Genomic DNA, 14,528 nt, shown 5'->3' with positions numbered 1-14,528 from the left:
CCACCCGGCTGGACGAACCCGGCTGGCGGACACCATGTCCCGGCACGAGCACCGCCAGTTGGTCTTCCAGCCGGAGCCGGCCGTCCGCGAATCAACCCGACCACACTTTTCTCAATTGACCGTCAGCGACTTCTTGGCCAGCTCGAACGCAGGCAGCACCTCCGGGTGCTCGTCGGCCCCGAACGGCGACAGCCGCACCACCACGGCACCCCGCGGCGTCTTCAACGCGAACGCCGAGTACTTGCTCAAGTGGTCCATTGACTTGTTATACGACTCCCACGTCGCTTCGGCGGCCGGCTGTCCCCCGATCGTGAGCTCGGTGTACTTGGGCTGGCGCACCTCGAGGTTGCCGGCCTTGCGGGCTTCCGGGAAGTCAGCGGCGACGAAAGACTCGAGGCTGCTGCGCGGGTCCCCGGCACTGCTCTTCGAGACGTATACCCGCAGGAAACCGATGTCGCCGGCCGGCTTGGCGTCTACCTCACAGACCACCTCAAACGATCCATTGCGGTACATACTGGCCAGTTCGCCGAACTCGTCGATATCGACAGCCTCGGGCTTCCAGAGAGCGACCAGGTCGAAGGCCACCGGGAGGTCACAGGCACTGCCGGCGGCGCCTAGCCGAACCGTCGGCGTACCGGGTGAGGCGGTCGGAGTGACAGCATCCGCACAAACCTTTTCGAGCCCGGCTGTGGCCTTCTCGAAATCAGGGTCTTCCAACGCGGTCGGATCGGCCGACCCGGACAACTTCTCCGCGGCCGCGGCCTGGTTCTCCACGGCGGCACGCAAAGCGGGATCGGAAATCTTGGCAGCCTGGGCGCGCGCCCCGGCGGCGTAGTCGGTCAGAGCCTTGCGGAACGCGGCCTGCTTCTCGGCACCCTCGGCCGCGCTATTCATGATCATGCCCTTGAACAAGTCCTTGAACGCGGTGACCGCGGCCTTGCACTCCTCGGCCAACCCCGCCGTGGCAGACGCTTCCGGCGAGGTGGCCCGGCCAGCCGCGCCCGGCGACGCCGGTTCGGCAGCGTTGCAAGCGGTCAGGGAGAGCAACGCCGCGGTAACGGCCCCCGCCGCGGCTGTCCGCCCCGGCACGTACTTCATGGTGATCATCACGAGGTCCGAAGCGTAGAGACACCGAGCCCGGGCCGCCATCGATATCACCGGATCGCCGACAACCTCACATGGGACTCGGCGGCGGTCAGCTTCCAGTGATGATCTCGAGCTTCGTCATCGTCACGGGACTGGTCACAGGCCGCAACCGGGTCGCACGGTCCTGGCCCATCAAGGACGCGGCGACGTCCGTACGTCGGTGGGGGAGCGTCCAAGGACGTCGCGGACCTCGCCCGCCAGGAAGCGCAGTGTCAACTCGGCACAGCTGCGGCTGGCAGCAGAGGCCGCACTCACCCTGGCCTTCGCTGGCGGTCAGCCCTCACCTACCTCAAGGTTGGGCCCTCCCGTCGTGGCGGCCGCCGGTGGTGGGTGATGTCGCGCTTCTGTTCGGCGGCTTGGCAGTGGGCTCGTTGTTCGGGTGCCCCGCGGACGGAGGGTGACCGGCCGTTCGAACCGGTGACCGGTCCGCCGGGCGGCCATGCTCACCCGTTCAACGCCGGGCCTTGCTGGGCCGCGCCGAGCCGCTGGCTCGTCAGGCAGCTGTGGGTGAGGTGGCGGCTGCGGCGATGTGGTGCAGGAACGGCTGGTGCTGCCAGGACGGGCCGCCGCGCAGGTAGGCGAACAGGACGGCGTGGACCGCCGCCGGTGGGCCGGTAAGCATCAGCGGCTCGGTGTCCGGAAAAGTCATCACGCAGGTGGCGCCCTCGAGGTAGTACTCCATCACGACCGCGTGGTCGAACCGCAGCCACCGGCCGTCGACGCAGCACCACGTGGTGGAGGCGGTGACGATCACCCGGATGGTGCGATGCTCGCGCCACTGCGCACGCGCCATCGCCGCGGCCCGGGATCGGCCGATACTGTTGCCGACGAGGTTGCCGACGGCCGCGCCGGCGACAAAGGCGGGCGAGCCGAACGCGACGCTGAAGCCAGGCTGGAACGTCACGTCCATGCCGTAGTAGCGGGCGTAACCCATCACGGTGTCCAGGTAGACCGGCTCCGGGCTGACGAATCCGCCGGGGACGACCTGCTGCGGCGGCAGCCCACGGCTGAGCGCCGTGTACGCGTTGACCGCTGTCTCCCAGCCGACCTGGTGCGCTCTCATGATCTGCGGGGCGGGCAGGGCACGCCCGACCCAGTAGCCGAGCCCGTACACCAACAGGGTCGGTGGTGAGCACACACCCACGACTACGGCGCAGACCCACCGTCCGGCGGCGAACCGGTACCGCCGACGGCCCTCGGTGATGCCGATGAACAGCGCGACCACGATGGTGGCCGTCAACGGCAGCAGGGCAAGGCCGGCCAGGCCAAGCAGGCCGTATTCCGCGCTGCACGGGCCGTCGTACCCCTGCTGCTCCGCGCCGGGATGCGCGGCGACGCACGCCTGCCAGCGCTGGATGAGATACCAGGCCAGCGGGTTGAGCGGTATGACAACCGCGGTGAAGACCCAGTACCGACCCGGCCGTCGAACACTCCCCGTTGTCATGGTCGTCGATCATCCCAGAAACCGCGGATGGCAGGGGACGCACTCCCGGCCGTCGCTGACCGTCCACATCCGGGCGGGACCGCCTCGGCTGCAAGGTGACCGCGGCGCGCGAGGAACAGCAGCACGATTGGAGCGGCACGCAGGTGAAGGCCGTAACGGGAACTGGCGGACGCTGGCGGCCGACTTCAGCCGATAAGAGTGCGCTCGACGATGCGGGTCGAGCCTGTCCTCGCCTGCATGGATGAGTGCATGTGGCAGCAGAACCGCGGCGTTTCCCTGATCATCCGTACCGACTTCACCCACCCGCGGGAATGGGTGGAGATCCAGCCGGCGATCGCTGAACCGCAGACGGAGGAAGGGTTCACCGCCTTCGTCGCGTTTGTCGATGATCGTGCGTACGAGGGGGTCACCGCGTCACAGCTCCTGGGGATGAAGCCCGCAGACGTACATCATGCCGTCGCCTTCCTTGTTGACACGAGGGCGCTGACGCATCCTGACCGTCCCATCCTGGTGATCAATCTCTATGACTACGTGGAGGGTTCGGACGATCAGGGCAAGGGGCCACAGTACGGTGCCACGTTCCGAGTCGTCCCGTCCGAGATGTGGTTGGTACAGAACAACCTCACCATCTCGAACATGGACTGGAAAGACTTCGCCGGCAACGTGGATCGCGACGGCATCTTCCGTGGCTTCGAGTAACAAGGACCTGGTGCGCACGTCTGCCGCGCTGAGTGCGCGCTGTCGCTCGCTCGCATTGTCCTCGCGGGAGTGGTAGGCGCCGCTGTACGGTTCGCCGGTGGAAAGCATCCGACTGCGCGTCGACCGGGTCGATGTCCGGCAGAGCGATGACGAGCTCACGCTGATCCTCGGCGCAGCCGGAGTCCACGTGATGATGATCCGATTACGTTACGACGGCTGGGTGGACGAGGTGATGAACCCTGCCGGAGAGGTCGCGAGCGGTCCGGGCGCCTTTACCCTCATCGGCCGCGAGTTGCGCCTTGAATTCGGCCTTCAGAGCGCAACGACCCTGGGCTTCCCCCGCGACTGCCGGTTGCACCTCGACGTCGACGACGACGCGATCCGGCGGGCCCGAGCCGCGCTTCTGGAGATCCTGCAGTGCGCGTGCTTTGTGGTCGACACTGCCGAAGGACGCATCACCAGCTGAAAGATCGCCCGACAAGGGATGGATTCGGGTCAACTCTGAACGACTTCAGATGCTCATTTAGTGGCTGTCTCGCAGCCTGTTTCCGCAGCTAGCGCGAGTATTGGCATGCCGAACTCTGTCTCTGTCGTGCGTATCGCCGTCACGGTGACGCCTATCCGAACGTCACAAGCGTGTCGCCGAGCATGCGCGCCGACCGTAGGGCCTCCGGATTCGTTGATCCTTGTGCGCAGGTCTACCGATGTGCATGCACGCCGTATGGTCTGGTCGTGCTATCGGAGGAGCTGTTTGCAGAGCTGGTCGCTAACCAAGCGACATCGGATCATCCGTGGTCGGCGCCAGCTCGGCGCTGGGGGATGTTGACTGTCTCCCACCAGCTGTGGGAGATGTACATGCTGACGTCCTCCGGCGACGTGTTCATCGACCGGGACGACGGCGTGTTGTCCCCTGCGAGCCGCCCTGCCACAGCAAGGGATGGGTAGGCAAGGACTGAGATCGGTCGTCCCACCACATCGTGCACTGACCAGCCGCTGATCAGGCGGCACATCAGCCAGGACAGGGATTGTTCGACGATCCACCGGCGGGGCAGGACCTCGAAGCCGGCCTTGCCGGATTCGGCAGTGGCAGGTCGTCGACCGAGGAACGCTTTGACGCGACCCCCACACCACGTACGAGGGTCGCGCTCTGGTCGTCGTCCGCCCACCGGCCCCGGCGAGACCACGCCTCGGTGAGCGGGGCATCTAAACCGGTTCAGGAAGCACCGCTCGTGATCCAGTAACGCTTCTCCGAGGAGTGCCGGCCGGGATGGCCCTCGAACAGCGTGCAGTCCGGTTCCACATGCCGGGGAGCCTGCCGTGCCGGACACCAGGTGTACGGGTTGATCTCGGACGCGCTGAGCGTCCACTGGGCCCACCACATCGTCTCGCCGATCTGCTGTGCGAGCGCGGCATGGGAACCGTCGTGGCCCTGCTCCAGTTCGCAGCCCAGCTCCGACTGCAAGGCCGGCGCCGGCGCCGGCAGGCCGTCGAGGAACGCCTGCTGCGCCGCGTCGAGCGTGATGCGGGCCGGACAGTTCATCAGTTCTGCGGCATCAATCGACATGCATAAGTGTTTTCCGAAGGGGGCGCTGCTTAACCGGTTTTTCTGGCACCACTTCGCATCGGTCATCGCCGTGAGGGGTCGCTCAACGGATGTTCTGACCGGATGTCCCGCGTCGTGGGCATCGGGGGAGGCGGCGATGGTCTCCCGGTGCGCCGTCGGCCAGCGGCTCGACGAGGTGGATGGGGCTGGCCCCCGAGGATGAGGGGCGGCGTGACCGCCGCGCGACGTCGGACGCCGCGGTCGACCGCCCCTCGTTCCGTCAGCGTCCCCGCTGCACCACCCGGTAGGTGCGCAGGTTCGGATCGGCCGTGATCTGCGCCTCGGTGTACTTGACGGTGTCCCAGCCCTTGCGGGAGTAGAGCCGCGTCTGGTCGGCGTACCAGGGTGAATTCGGGTTGGCCGACTGCGAGTAGGTCAGGATTTGCCGCCCGGACGGACCGTGCGGGCCGAGCTCGACGGCCATGACGAACGACGATCCGTGTACGACCTGCGGGTACCCCATACCAGGCACGAGCGGATTGGTGATCACATTGAAGACGCCGGCTTCGCCGCGGCCGCCATGGATGGGGATGCGTCGTTCGCCGCGGCTATCGGTGTGGATGTCACCCCACTCGGCGTCGAGCGGAATGCCCGCGAGGCGTTGCACGGCGTCGGCGAGCGCGGTCCGTACTCGGGCGTCTTCGGTGTTGAGACGGCGCGGGGTGCGCACCGGGTCGGTGACGTCGAAGGTGTCGGCGAACCTGATCCCACCCGCGAGGGCGAACTCGGTGAACAGGTGTGCGCCACGGCTGTCCAGGTCGACACGCAGGTCGAAGCGGGCCAGCGCCGCGCAGGCCGCGGTGAGATCGACGGCCGCGCCGTTCGAGGCGGTCGCGGTCGGCTGCCGGCGGCAGAGCGCGACCAGGTCGTCGCGGACGAGTTCGGCGCCGTGCACCCGGTTGCCGAACATGACGTGCCACAGCCGGGCGGTGGTGAAGCCCTTGCCCGGCAGACCGTCCGTGCCGGCGAGGCGCTGCTGGATCTGGTCGAGCCCGAGCCGGGTGCGCAGACTGCGCTGGGCGCGTTCGTTGCCGAGAATCCGCGGGAAGCCCTCCAGCGGCGCGGCCGGGCTCGCCAGCCAGTGGCTGTCGTTGGAGTTGGTGACGTAGTCGTCGCGGAACCGTACCGGCAGGTTGGCCGGGCCGAGAATGCCCGGGACCGCGGCGTCGGGGTCCCGGCCGAGCGCGCAGTCCGGCCGAGAGCCGTCCAGGACCGCCTGGCCGCTGGAGGCGTAGAGCGGTTGAAACGGCGCCGGGATGCACGCGTCCGCGACTTCGTGAGTGACCCGGGGGACGACCGAGTGGTCGCCGTAGAGGGCCTCGCCCCGCGCGTCAGCCGCGATCACGTTGACCCACGGCAGGAACTGGTACCGGTCGAGGACTGCCTTGAGCTGGTGGACATCCTTGGCCTGACCCATCCGCAACCACCCGTCGAAGGCACGGTTGTTGGTCGCGTTGACGTCGGTGATGGCGTACGCGGTCGCCGGCGTCCAGTCGAAGGTGCCCGGCACCACGGCCACCGGGCCGTAGCGGGTGTCGTAGAACGTCCGGCTGATCGCGCCGCTGCCGGTCCGCACGGTGACCGTGCGGGCGTGCATCTTCTCGGGCCGGCCATCGACGTAGTAGGAGGTGGGGTCGCCCGGCACGAGGCTCAGGCGGTGCCAGACGAACCGGCGCGCGGTGGAAACGGTGTGACTCCAGGCGAGCGTACGGTTGTGCCCGATCTCGATGATCGGGTCGCCGATCAGTGCTGCGCCCTCCACGTCGTAGCGGCCGGGCACCTTGAGGTGCATCCGGTAGAAGCGTTCCGGACCCTGCCAGGGGAAGTGCGGGTTGGCCAGCACCATCCCGCCGCCGTTCGTGGTGGCCTGCGCGCCGAGACCGTAGGCATTGCTGCCGATGCCGGCGCTCGCCCCGTTGAGGGCGGCGACCACGGCGGCGGCGTCGGGAGTGGCCCCGGCCCCGGCTGCGGCCGGCGGCGCCGCCGCCACGATGCCGTCGAGTACGGCGCGCGAACCGGCCCGCACCATGCTGGCCCACGACGTACGCCAGAGGTCCGTCTCGGTCAGCGGGCGCACCCACGCCTTGCCGCGGCACGCCGGGTCGGTCAGACGTTGCACGCCGGTGCGGCGCAGAAAGTGGTTGTAACCGGCGACGAAGCCGCGGATCTGGTCCCGGACATCGTCGGACGGCGACTGAACCCCGTCGCGGCGACCCTCCAGCAGCCGCTCGGCGACGCGGTCGTCGATCGCCTTGCGGTGGAACAGGTCGCTGCGCACGTCGGCGTCGGCCGGCCCGGCCGTTCCGAACCACCGGGACCGCTCACCGTTGGCCGTCACCACCTTCTCGGCGATGACGCAGATGTTGTCCTCGGCCTGCACGTATCCGACGCCGAAGCCGAGGCTGGCGAAGTTGCCGGCGGTGATGTGCGGAACGCCGTAGGAGGCCCGGCGGATCAGGGCCGCATAGCCGCGATCATCCTCGATGCCGAAGGCGGGCGACGGCACGGCGGCACTCGCCGCGACCAGCCCGACGGCGATCGCCGCTGCTTTCATGCGTACAGACAAGGCTGGCACGGCGGCATCTTCCCCTCGATGCTGAACCCGGCGGCTCCACCCGGGACGGTAGGAGGGCGCCGGCTGATGCCGTGGCCCCTCGCGCCGTCATACTCTCATCGTCGGCAGGACGGTTGAAGTACAGAAGCTCATCAATTTCCTCCTCGGGGTTGATGTATGCATCCCGTTGGGCGACCACGTCTACCCCGGCCCGGGCCCGCTTCGCTGTCCCTACTGGGCGCCATAAACGGTGGGAGTCGCCTCCGTCAGCGCCGTCCTCTCCTTTCGTGCTGTCACTTCTCCACGGCGCCCGCCGCTCATTCCCGGCGATCATCCCGGTGGTCGCCGTCGTGCAAGGGCCCTGGCGAGAAGGTGGATCCGCCCTGTCATCTCTCGTGACGCTGATCGGCTTGGGCGGACGGCATGCCACAATCGCCCGGTCCCGACAACAGGCGCACCGGGGCGCCCGAGGCCGTAGGCCGAACCGGTAGTAGTACGAGGCGACGCACGGGGCGGTCGTACGCGTGATGCACGAGCGGCATCCTGAATAGTCGCGACCGGACCCGGGCTGAGTTTGCGCGAGTCTTACTCTATGCCGCCGAGCGGGCACGTCAGCCAGGCGGCGAGCCGTCACCGTGCGTGGCCGAGTAGCCCCTCGATCGACCAAGGCCTGACTCTGTATCGGCTTCGGACTGGATGTCAAGGGCGCCAGGCGGCTGGGGAGGCCAGGTAGCGCGGCGGTAGGTGCGGCCAGGACAACGCGCGGCCGTCGAGCGATCCGGGTGCGGTGATGCCGCTCCACCCGTTGCCCAGGTCGGTCCGGTATAGCTGCGCTCGGTCGGCCGCGTCGTTTCCTCCAGGGGCCGGGCTGGTCTCGCGGCTGCCCTGGTCGAGCAGCCAGCGCGCAGTGCGGGCCAGGGACAGTGACGCGTGCAGCGTCTTGCCGGTGCGTTCACGGTGGGTCAGGGCGGCGAGGACGCCGGCGGCGAGGAGGTAGCCGGTGGCGTGGTCGAGTAACTGGCAGGGCAGCGAGCCGGGCCGTGTCCCGTCGGTGCTGGTGGCCCAGCCGATACCGGTGGCGACCTGCACCAGGCTGTCGAAGCCGCGGCGGGTGCCCCAGGTTCCGGTGGTCCCCCAGGCCGACAGTGTCGCCACCACCGTGCCGGGGTGTCGGTCGGCGATCTGGTCGGGGTCGAGCCCGAGCCGGCGCATCGCACCGGGGCGGTATCCGGTCACCACTACGTCGGCGTCGGCGATGAGCCGGTGCAGCGTCCGGCGGCCGTCCTCGGTATCGGCGTCCAGCGCTGCACTGGCCTTGCCGACCACGCCGTCCACGGCGTGCAGCCGCGGCTCCGGCCGGTGCGGATCATCGATGCGCAGTACCTCGGCACCGACTGCTGCCAGCATTCGGGTGCCCACCGGACCGGCTATGACCCGAGTCAGATCGAGCACTCGCACTCCGGCGGCCGGCAATGAGCCGCCGGCCCCCAGCGGCGGTGCGCCGAGCGGCGGTGCGGCGCCGAGCGGCGTCAAGCCGACCAACGGCGCGGCCTCGACCGGCTGCTCGGCGAGCCATTCGGCTTCGGTCCGGGCGGCTACCGCCAGGCCGCCCGCCTGGTATACCGCCCGCTCCACTTCCCGGGCCGGGCGTGCGGCCACTGCCGCGGCCACCGCCGCCTCGGTCTCCTTGTCCGGACCGTCGGCTACGCCGAGGGCGGTCAGCAGCGCCGCCCGGTGCCACGGGTAGTTGCCGTGGGTACGCACCCAGCCGTCCCCGGCCCGCCAGAGCCGCGAAAGCGGGGCCCAGCCGTTGACCGGCTGGCCGGCCGGGTCGCGCAGCCAGACCTCGCCGCGTACGGCGGCGGCCACGTGTGCGGTGTCCAGCGCGACGTCGGGCCGACGGCCGGTACGGGCGTACCCCAATTCCGCGGCAGCGGCAAGACAGGTGGCCACGGAGGCAATCGCACACTCGGCGACCGCCAGAGGCGATGCCAGCACCTCCGGCCGGGACTCCCCGGTCAGCCGAACCTCCCCGGTCTCCGAGCATCTGAGGTCGGCCAGCACAGGGCTCCACAGCGTCATGGCTCTATCCTGGCGTAGCCCGGCGCACCAGAAGCGCCGGCCGCCAGAGGCTTTGATCACCACCGGGGCAACTGTGAGGCTGCGAGGCGGTCCGGCGTCTGTTGGCCGCAGGAGCGCTGGTAGGCGCGCCATTCGTACTCGATCTCATCGTCAACGATGCGGCCCAGTTCAGCACCCCACAACTCGTCGCCTTCCCGCACCACCATCGCCTGCAGGCGATACACGGACATTGGCGGAGGCCTCGACGCACCCGTGCACGTAGCCGTTGCCCAGTGGCGTACCGAACTGCCGCCGAGCGTGCGCGGACGACTCGTCGGGCCGTGACACTCGGTGATCGGCCTCTGGACTGTCAGACGTGCTGAACTGCCGAGGAGAGTGCGTTCAGCCCTCCACGCCTGAGAAAGCCGGTTGGCCGTAGTCTGCGTGATCATCCCCGTGGGAGGCGAAGGGTTCAATGGGCGCGAAGACCGCACTGCTTGCTTTCACCAAGGGCGATCTACGCCCCGCGCTGCGGGAAGCGGTTGAAGCCGACCCTGCCGAGGTCCTCGCGCTGGTGCGCGGAATACACCCCAGCTACGACGTGACACCGACCGCCGACGGCGTGCTCGGGGACGATACCTACCCGCCAGATGACACCAGCTACGCGACGGTGCTGGCCGGGGCGGAGTTGTTCTGCGATCGCCGTCTCGTCTGCGACCGCCCGTCGCAGCTGCCGCCCCGTCTGCTTCGTGCTGGAGATGGCCGTCGGATCATCATGCACGGGATGCACTCGTTCTCTGATTGGCTGTGCTTCGCCGTGTGGGAGAACGGTTCACTGGTCCGCTCGCTGAGTCTTTCTCCGGATGGCGGCATCGTGGAGAACATCGGCGAGCCGTACGACTTTGAGCGGCCGTATTGGGCGGGCGAGCGGCCGGTCGGGTCGACGTTGTCAGGAGATCCGTATCCGCTGCCGTTTCACCCGTTGGAGCTGGGTGAAGACGCCTTGCGCACGTTGTTCGGCTTCATCTTGGAAGGTCTTCCCGACCCGAGCGATGTCGATCCGTACGAAGTTCCGTTGCGGGGATTCCGCGTCGCTGACCCGACAGGCCGGGAACAGGCGGAACGCGAGGCCAAGATGAAGCAGCTATTGCAACAGATGGGACCGCCACGCCGTTACCGCATGAAGTCCGACGGCACATTCCAGGAGATCCGCAACGCGGAGGCGTGACCCGCGTCGACATGCCTTGCGCCAATTTACGGGTAGCCGCGATCCGCGCGCCACAGGCGGTCACGACTGCCGTCGGTGGCCAGGCGCACACTCGTGCCGAGTTGACTGCACACCGAGATCGCCCGCTGAAGCACTCGTCCGGCGTGCCTACGGGGTTGAGGACTGGCTGGTCACTGAGCGGAAGCTCCACGCGTTCAATCAAGCGCTTCGTATTCAGCCGACGGTTTAACGAGATGCGGATGCGAGAGCCAGTACTCGTCTCCGTGAATAGCCCGCATCGCCCAATGCCATGCCTCGTCATGAAAGATAAGTCCTCGATAGGGCGCGTCGCTCGCCTCGAAGGGGTACCGCTTCTTCGCCGCAATTTCGGCCTGGATCGCATCAAGGTCCCCGTAATGCTGCATCACCCACCCGAAGCGGCGCCGCTCGTCCCGCAGGCACTCGACATACTCGTCTTCGCTCCAATCGGCCATGCCTCAACCTAAATCCTGGTCGCGATATTGGGCCGCTCGGTGCGGCGGGCCAACGCACTGATCTGGCCGCGACGCGCGCGCTGGTGCCGGAGGCGCCGTCACGCTGCGTGTAGCCCGCGCTGCAGTCGCCTGACGCACGCTCATGCCGAGGGTCGTGCACATGACGAGGGTTTGCGGCGGTGTAGGTGAACGGACCTTGCGCCGCTCGTCCTCGACGATCACCAGCACCGACACTCGTTTGAGCATTCGCTCAACAGGTCTGTATGCTCGTTGAGCGATCGCTCAAAACGGAGGTGGGGCATGCGTGGCATCTACGTAGAGACCGTGATTGCGGCGCCAATGACCGCCGTGTGGGCCGCCACCCAGGATCCGGCTACCCACTGCCAGTGGGATGCACGCTTTGGTCAGATCGAGCCCGTCCCAGGCGCCACACCGGCCCAGTTCCGGTACGCCACCACGGTCTTTCCCGGCATGCGAATCGCCGGGCATGGCGTGCACGGCGGGCAACGGGACCGGCCGGACGGCACCCGCACATCGGCGCTGCGCTTTCGCTGCACGGACCGCCGGTCGCTGATCGCCGCCGGCCACGGCTACTGGCGCTATGTGCCGGGTCTGCACGGCGTACGGTTCCTGACCGGATACACGTACACGCCACGCTGGGGCGCTGCCGGCCGGCTGATCGACCTCATGTTCCGGCCGCTGTTCGGGTGGGCGACCGCCTGGTCTTTCGACCGGCTAAGGCTATGGCTCGAACACGGTGTCACACCGCGGCGGGCATTACGCAACGCCTGGCGTCAAGTGGCCTTACGCGCCGCGACCGTCGCCATCCTGGTTGTTCTCGACGTCGGCATGCCGCTCCTCATGTTCACCACGTTCCTATTGCTGGTTCTGCCACCTGACCGCAACACGCCAGCTGCCCGTCGGTGTCGCCGCCGGCCCTGCGATCGGCTCGCCGCCCGGGCGCCTTCCCTCCCGGAGACACTGTGACCTCGATCTTTGAACGCGCACTCGGCAGTGACTTCAGCCGCCTGCACCCGCGACTGCAGGACCGCTTCGCTGTGACCGGCGGCGAGCACCGCGGCTGCGTAGGCACGGGAGTGATGGACCGCATCTGGCACGGTCGGGCGTACGTCAAGCCATTCCTGCACCTAGGCGCCGCCCGGCACGTCCTGTTCCCGGAGATCGGCACAGCGGTCCCGTTCACCATCGAGAACTACGCCTACACCGACTCGTACGGCCGCCCGACACTGACCTTCGTACGAACCTTTGAGATTGCCCCGGCCCGGCGCCGCCGCTTCGACGCCACGATGATCTGGAGCAACAAGCGGCAGGTCCTCGTCGACTATCTCGGCACCCACCAGCACATAGCCGTGGATCTGCACCTGTCGGTCGACGCGTCTGGCGGCCTACACATCCGCAGCGGATGCCAACGATTCCGTAGCGGCATCACCTGCCCACGATCACTGAGCGGCGATGCCCGGCTGCACGAATGGTACGACGACGCCACCGACCGCTTCCGCATCGAGGTGAACGTCGAAAACCGACTCTTCGGACCGATCTTCGGGTACTCCGGCAGCTTCACCGCCCAATACTTCGACCACAACGCCCCAGTACCTGCCGCCGTCCGACCGTTGCGGGAAAACCCTCGCGAATGAAGGAGACCCCGTGCAGGCGTCAACCAGGTACTCGTCTTCTACCACTTTGGCAATTTATGCCCGAACGCACTCTCGTGTCGCCGAGCGTACGCGGACGACTCGTCGGGCCGTGACACTCGGTGGTCGGTCTGGACTGTTAGACGTGCTGAAGTAGCCGAGTTGAGTGCGTTCGATCATGGCGATAGACGCGCCGGCAAGGGCGGAAAGGATTTACGGAAACGGCGGAATTGCTATCTCGATGAACCAATGTGAGTTCGGAGAATCCGCTTTTGAGCATGAACATTCGCCATTGGCAAAAATGTTGAGTCTTTCAAATTTCTCCTGCACGGATCCAAGTCGCACCTCAAGCGCCGCACTCGGGCAGCACTCGGGCGCAGTTCCACGTTATCCGCTTGCAACGAGCTGCCGCCACCAGCGCGGATTGCCATGGCCTTTACGCGAAAAGACTGTTGTCCCATATTCTTGAGACTAGCTAGTCTCTGGCCGTTCCGGATCTCGAACCGTCCGACGATGGCCCGTCGGCGCTCGGCGTGATCCCGTCCGGCTTCAATGTCCGCGACTCGTTGCGCTTGCGCAGCAGAATTTTGAGCCGCTACAACGGCGGCCGACGCGGCATCGGCAGACCTCCTTGCCTCACCGAGCGCCTGGCGAGCAAGGTTCTTGGCTCCTCGCGCCTCTGCTGCCTGCCAGAAGGTCCCTAAGGCAGCCAACGCGGCGACGGTCATGGCGGCGACGGCGACCCAGCGGTCACCAGACCAGCTACTGAACTCTTCCGCTCCTCGTGCCAGCACATTGCAGAGGCCCAGGAGCAGCGAAATCACAGGTTCCATCAGCAAAAGGAGTCACTCGCCCGCCGGATTAGCGCCCGATCACGCCTATCCCAGGAGATCCCGTGCCTCACCCGTCGGGCTGGTGACGCTGAAGATCTGGTTGCTTCCGAAGTTCCCCAAGGAAACAAGGTTCCGATCGATGAGGCTCTGAAGTGTGGCTTGAACAAGGTCCTCGTTGAGCCCAGGCTTCCCCGACCTCATTCGCCCCCACGGGGAAGTTCCCGTCCCACCTGTCTACGATTTCACGAAGGACCGAAAGCTCTACCTCGGACAAGCCGCTCATGTGCCCACAATCCAATTTCTCATCAGGTTTTACGCGCGCCGGAGCGATGTTTTTGTTATACACCGAGAACTTCGCGGCATAGTGCAGAATCCTCGAAGTTGCACTCTCATAGGCGCCGATCGTGCACCCCGGCCAGCGGCGGCCCGTCACGCTCAGGGTCGCCAGCACGCCTGCCCGAGCCGACGTGCTGAACTGCCGAGAGGCGGGCATCCGATCATGCTTCGGCGAGCCGTGGACATGCGGGTGGTGCTACGCGTCCCATAGAGCGGGGTCGTGGCGGTTGTTTCTGGCACCTTTGCGTAATACTGCCCGCAGCTGGGCGAGGTTTTCGGTGTCGGCTGGAAGGTGCAGAGATTCCAGCAGCGTGAGCGCTTCGGCGGGGTGCAGGTTGCCGTAGACCGCGTGGTATCCGTCCAGCAGACCGAGGAACACCGCCGGGTGTAGCTCAGCGACGGTCGAGGCGGCTCGGAGGGTGTCACGCTTGTCGGCCCAGTCGACCGTGCCGGAGTCTTCCAGTACGTGCCGGGCGCGGTGGTGCAGTGGGCCGTGGGT

Annotated in this window: 14 protein-coding genes; 5 read left to right on the top strand and 9 right to left on the bottom strand. The window is 67.3% G+C overall.

Going from position 1 to position 14,528, the window contains the following annotated elements; translation table 11 throughout:
• Window positions 1–111: 111 nt before the first annotated feature.
• Together QLQ12_RS44350 and QLQ12_RS44345 are read right to left on the bottom strand one after the other, a co-directional pair.
• Window positions 112–1,107: a lipoprotein gene (locus QLQ12_RS44350; protein ID WP_282767123.1), complete on the bottom strand. Its 996-nt coding sequence runs from the start codon at window positions 1,105–1,107 to the stop codon at window positions 112–114.
• A gap of 532 nt (window positions 1,108–1,639) precedes the next feature.
• A complete protein-coding gene (locus QLQ12_RS44345) occupies window positions 1,640–2,590 on the bottom strand; it encodes a hypothetical protein (RefSeq protein ID WP_282767100.1) in 951 nt (316 codons plus the stop codon).
• A 249-nt stretch (window positions 2,591–2,839) separates the two neighbouring features.
• Between QLQ12_RS44345 and QLQ12_RS44340 the strand changes: the two genes are divergently transcribed.
• On the top strand, window positions 2,840–3,289 hold the full coding sequence (locus tag QLQ12_RS44340) for a DUF6924 domain-containing protein (RefSeq protein WP_282767099.1): 450 nt from the start codon (window positions 2,840–2,842) through the stop codon (window positions 3,287–3,289).
• 97 nt (window positions 3,290–3,386) lie between these two features.
• On the top strand, window positions 3,387–3,755 hold the full coding sequence (locus QLQ12_RS44335) for a hypothetical protein (protein WP_282767098.1): 369 nt from the start codon (window positions 3,387–3,389) through the stop codon (window positions 3,753–3,755).
• Window positions 3,756–4,502: 747 nt separating this feature from the next.
• Here QLQ12_RS44335 and QLQ12_RS44330 read toward each other — a convergent pair.
• The 4 genes from QLQ12_RS44330 to QLQ12_RS44315 all read right to left on the bottom strand — a co-directional run bounded on the left by QLQ12_RS44330 (window position 4,503) and on the right by QLQ12_RS44315 (window position 9,758).
• The gene (locus QLQ12_RS44330) at window positions 4,503–4,919 is read right to left on the bottom strand and encodes a hypothetical protein (protein WP_282767097.1); all 417 of its coding nucleotides are present in this window, start codon (window positions 4,917–4,919) and stop codon (window positions 4,503–4,505) included.
• Window positions 4,920–5,112: 193 nt separating this feature from the next.
• Window positions 5,113–7,446, bottom strand: coding sequence for an acylase (locus QLQ12_RS44325; RefSeq protein ID WP_282767096.1), 2,334 nt, complete (start codon window positions 7,444–7,446; stop codon window positions 5,113–5,115).
• A gap of 699 nt (window positions 7,447–8,145) precedes the next feature.
• The gene (locus QLQ12_RS44320) at window positions 8,146–9,528 is read right to left on the bottom strand and encodes a CoA transferase (RefSeq protein WP_282767095.1); all 1,383 of its coding nucleotides are present in this window, start codon (window positions 9,526–9,528) and stop codon (window positions 8,146–8,148) included.
• A 56-nt stretch (window positions 9,529–9,584) separates the two neighbouring features.
• Window positions 9,585–9,758 carry a hypothetical protein gene (locus QLQ12_RS44315; protein WP_282767094.1) on the bottom strand — a complete coding sequence of 58 codons (174 nt, stop codon included), beginning with the start codon at window positions 9,756–9,758 and terminating at the stop codon, window positions 9,585–9,587.
• 224 nt (window positions 9,759–9,982) lie between these two features.
• Here QLQ12_RS44315 and QLQ12_RS44310 point away from each other — a divergent pair, with 224 nt between their 5' ends.
• On the top strand, window positions 9,983–10,735 hold the full coding sequence (locus tag QLQ12_RS44310) for a DUF6928 family protein (protein WP_282767093.1): 753 nt from the start codon (window positions 9,983–9,985) through the stop codon (window positions 10,733–10,735).
• 194 nt (window positions 10,736–10,929) lie between these two features.
• On the opposite strand, the gene QLQ12_RS44305 is transcribed toward QLQ12_RS44310, so the two are convergent.
• Window positions 10,930–11,208 (bottom strand): hypothetical protein, encoded by a 279-nt coding sequence (locus tag QLQ12_RS44305; RefSeq protein ID WP_282767092.1) that lies wholly within the window; start codon window positions 11,206–11,208, stop codon window positions 10,930–10,932.
• 300 nt (window positions 11,209–11,508) lie between these two features.
• On the opposite strand from QLQ12_RS44305, the gene QLQ12_RS44300 reads away from it, so the two are divergent.
• Window positions 11,509–12,195 carry a hypothetical protein gene (locus QLQ12_RS44300; RefSeq protein ID WP_282767091.1) on the top strand — a complete coding sequence of 229 codons (687 nt, stop codon included), beginning with the start codon at window positions 11,509–11,511 and terminating at the stop codon, window positions 12,193–12,195.
• Complete coding sequence (locus QLQ12_RS44295; protein ID WP_328518349.1) at window positions 12,132–12,863, top strand: DUF4166 domain-containing protein; 732 nt, start codon at window positions 12,132–12,134, stop codon at window positions 12,861–12,863. The genes QLQ12_RS44300 and QLQ12_RS44295 overlap by 64 nt, the downstream gene beginning before the upstream one ends.
• Window positions 12,864–13,093: 230 nt before the next feature.
• Here QLQ12_RS44295 and QLQ12_RS44290 read toward each other — a convergent pair whose 3' ends face one another.
• Both QLQ12_RS44290 and QLQ12_RS44285 read right to left on the bottom strand, forming a co-directional pair.
• Window positions 13,094–13,693, bottom strand: coding sequence for a hypothetical protein (locus QLQ12_RS44290; protein ID WP_282767090.1), 600 nt, complete (start codon window positions 13,691–13,693; stop codon window positions 13,094–13,096).
• A 532-nt stretch (window positions 13,694–14,225) separates the two neighbouring features.
• Window positions 14,226–14,528 (bottom strand): hypothetical protein (locus QLQ12_RS44285; protein ID WP_282767089.1); only part of this gene is annotated, 303 nt, incomplete at its 5' end.

The sequence above is a fragment of the Actinoplanes sandaracinus genome (genome assembly GCF_030009775.1).
Lineage (GTDB): Bacteria > Actinomycetota > Actinomycetes > Mycobacteriales > Micromonosporaceae > Actinoplanes > Actinoplanes sandaracinus.
Note: the sequence above shows the minus strand (reverse complement) of the source record. Positions and strands in the feature narration are given on the sequence as shown.

Excerpts from the sequence above, each read along its gene's own strand:
- QLQ12_RS44350 (WP_282767123.1), bottom strand. The coding sequence starts at position 1,107 with ATGATCACCATGAAGTACGTGCCGGGGCGGACAGCCGCGGCGGGGGCC.
- QLQ12_RS44310 (WP_282767093.1), top strand. The coding sequence starts at position 9,983 with ATGGGCGCGAAGACCGCACTGCTTGCTTTCACCAAGGGCGATCTACGC.
- QLQ12_RS44300 (WP_282767091.1), top strand. The coding sequence starts at position 11,509 with ATGCGTGGCATCTACGTAGAGACCGTGATTGCGGCGCCAATGACCGCC.
- QLQ12_RS44345 (WP_282767100.1), bottom strand. The coding sequence starts at position 2,590 with ATGACAACGGGGAGTGTTCGACGGCCGGGTCGGTACTGGGTCTTCACC.
- QLQ12_RS44325 (WP_282767096.1), bottom strand. The coding sequence starts at position 7,446 with ATGAAAGCAGCGGCGATCGCCGTCGGGCTGGTCGCGGCGAGTGCCGCC.
- QLQ12_RS44330 (WP_282767097.1), bottom strand. The coding sequence starts at position 4,919 with ATGACCGATGCGAAGTGGTGCCAGAAAAACCGGTTAAGCAGCGCCCCC.
- QLQ12_RS44315 (WP_282767094.1), bottom strand. The coding sequence starts at position 9,758 with ATGTCCGTGTATCGCCTGCAGGCGATGGTGGTGCGGGAAGGCGACGAG.
- QLQ12_RS44320 (WP_282767095.1), bottom strand. The coding sequence starts at position 9,528 with ATGACGCTGTGGAGCCCTGTGCTGGCCGACCTCAGATGCTCGGAGACC.
- QLQ12_RS44290 (WP_282767090.1), bottom strand. The coding sequence starts at position 13,693 with ATGGAACCTGTGATTTCGCTGCTCCTGGGCCTCTGCAATGTGCTGGCA.
- QLQ12_RS44305 (WP_282767092.1), bottom strand. The coding sequence starts at position 11,208 with ATGGCCGATTGGAGCGAAGACGAGTATGTCGAGTGCCTGCGGGACGAG.
- QLQ12_RS44340 (WP_282767099.1), top strand. The coding sequence starts at position 2,840 with ATGTGGCAGCAGAACCGCGGCGTTTCCCTGATCATCCGTACCGACTTC.